This is a genomic window from Mesorhizobium sp. M7A.F.Ca.MR.245.00.0.0 (assembly GCF_003997415.1).
Classification (GTDB): Bacteria; Pseudomonadota; Alphaproteobacteria; order Rhizobiales; family Rhizobiaceae; genus Mesorhizobium.
Map to the genome: position 1 here is coordinate 1 of NZ_RZTE01000091.1, position 1,984 is coordinate 1,984.

The 1,984-nt window shown below is 59.5% G+C and carries 3 protein-coding genes; 1 reads left to right on the forward strand and 2 read right to left on the reverse strand.

The annotated features are described in order from the left end of the window. Positions 1-200 (forward strand): hypothetical protein (locus tag EOB80_RS34940; protein ID WP_206516867.1); only part of this gene is annotated, 200 nt, incomplete at its 5' end. A gap of 366 nt (positions 201-566) precedes the next feature. Here EOB80_RS34940 and EOB80_RS34135 read toward each other — a convergent pair. Together EOB80_RS34135 and EOB80_RS34140 are read right to left on the reverse strand one after the other, a co-directional pair. Continuing rightward, on the reverse strand, positions 567-1,580 hold the full coding sequence (locus EOB80_RS34135) for a 1-aminocyclopropane-1-carboxylate deaminase (RefSeq protein WP_024505903.1): 1,014 nt from the start codon (positions 1,578-1,580) through the stop codon (positions 567-569). A gap of 236 nt (positions 1,581-1,816) precedes the next feature. Beyond that, on the reverse strand, positions 1,817-1,978 hold the full coding sequence (locus tag EOB80_RS34140; RefSeq protein ID WP_245466512.1) for an exopolysaccharide production repressor protein: 162 nt from the start codon (positions 1,976-1,978) through the stop codon (positions 1,817-1,819). Positions 1,979-1,984: the final 6 nt, after the last annotated feature.

The window sequence follows — 1,984 nt, forward strand, 5'->3', positions numbered from 1 at the left end:
TCTCTTTTGTCGCGGAATATTTTCCCGTCAAAATCGGACACGGTCTCGAGGGCATCGCTCCCTCTGGCTTGCTTCAGCGAAGCTCTCACCGTGTTGCCGCACATCAAGCTGCAACGGAGGTGCCAATTCCCTCAGCTCCGGTAAGCGGCGGGAAATGCTTTGAAATTCTCCACGAGGCTAAATGCGGCCGATTGTCGTGAACCCGACATGTCTTCTGCCGCTGTCGGGTTTCGCCCTATCTCTTGAGAGCTTGGACGGCTCGCCTGTGATTAGACTGGCCTCGGTCCTCGAGCAGTGGCAGTTTGGCGCCAGTTCGAAAGCGCGAACTCGCCGGCTTGGTCCTCGTGCCGCCACCGCCGCGTGTGGATTCTTGCCCCGGAGTCAAAATTCGCCTCGCGGTTGCCAACGGCGGCATGCGCTCAATGCGCGTGGCGTTGAGCCCCGACAGCACGTAATGGTACCAATTAGTGGATGCCCGTCGCTGCCTCCACTTCTCCAGCCAAGCGCTCGAACGACGCTACCTACCCACGTTCGAGCGCGACCGCGGAATCGCAGACTGCCGAACGTCAGCCGTTGCGAAAGGTGTAGCCGTACCCGTTGATCGCCGGCGCGCCGCCTAGATGTGCGTAGAGGACCCTCGATCCCTGTGGAAAGAAGCCCCTCTGGACGAGGTCGATCATCCCTTGCATCGATTTGCCCTCGTAAACGGGGTCCGTAATCATGCCCTCGAGCCGCGCGCACAAACGGATTGCCTCTTTGGTTTCCTCCGATGGAACGCCATAACCCGGGTACGCGTAGTCCATGAACAACACCACGTCTGCCTCGACAATTTCCGCTCCGAGGTGGACGAGCTTCGCTGTATTTTGGGCGATGCCGAGCACCTGCGCCTTGGTCTTGGCGGGCATGGCGGAGGCATCGATACCGATCACGTTGCGCTGTCGACCATCCTTGGCGAACCCGACGAGCATGCCGCCGTGGGTTGAACCAGTCACCGTACAGACGACGATATAGTCGAAGGCAAACCCAAGCTGCTCTTCCTGGGCACGCACCTCCTCAGCGAACCCCACATAGCCCAGGCCGCCGTATTTGTGGACAGAGGCGCCGGCAGGTATCGCATATGGCCTGCCGCCCCTTGCCTTGACTTCATAAAGTGCCTTTTCCCAGCTGCGGCGGATGCCGATGTCAAAGCCCTCGTCAACCAGGCGCACCTCTGCCCCCATGATGCGGCTCAAGAGGATATTGCCGACCCGGTCGTAGACAGCATCATCATGTGGGACCCAGCTCTCCTGGACCAGGAGGCATTTCATGCCGATCTTGGCGGCGACCGCAGCGACCATGCGCGTATGGTTGGACTGCACGCCACCGATTGTGACGAGCGTATCGGCATCTGACGCGATCGCGTCGGGCACAATGTATTCGAGCTTGCGCAGCTTGTTTCCGCCGAACGCGAGACCGGAGTTGCAGTCCTCGCGTTTGACGTAGATTTCCACCTTGTCGCCCAGATGCTTGCCGAGGCGGTCGAGCCTCTCGATCGGCGTGGGTCCAAAGGTGAGCGGATAACGTTCGAATTTTTCCAGCATGCTATCTCCAGCAAAAAAGTACCTGAACCGGCTACGCACCGGTCAGCCCAGGGGTATGGTCGCGTGTTAGCCGAACACAGATTCCCTATACGATCAGCTCAGTCATCAGAGGGTGACCAAAATTGGTGTGGGTCTGAGCACTGATCCTGTCATCCGCGCATCAAAGCAGCAGCACATGCTGGGCATTCGACCAAGCCGGGACACAGCTGAAAATTGCATTCCGCAGTTGATCAGAGTCAGACGACTGGTACCCGAGCTTTCCTGTAACCATCGGCATGCTGGCCCCTGTGGCGAGTTCCACGAGCGCGGCTAGAGGACTGCCAGATCAGAAAGAGCACGCGGCCGAAGGAGCCGGCCTGAAGCAGCAGCGAACAGGCCAGCGTCGTGACGACTGCCACACGGAG

Coding starts and splice junctions, on each gene's coding strand:
- EOB80_RS34135 (WP_024505903.1), bottom strand. CDS start 1,580: ATGCTGGAAAAATTCGAACGTTATCCGCTCACCTTTGGACCCACGCCG.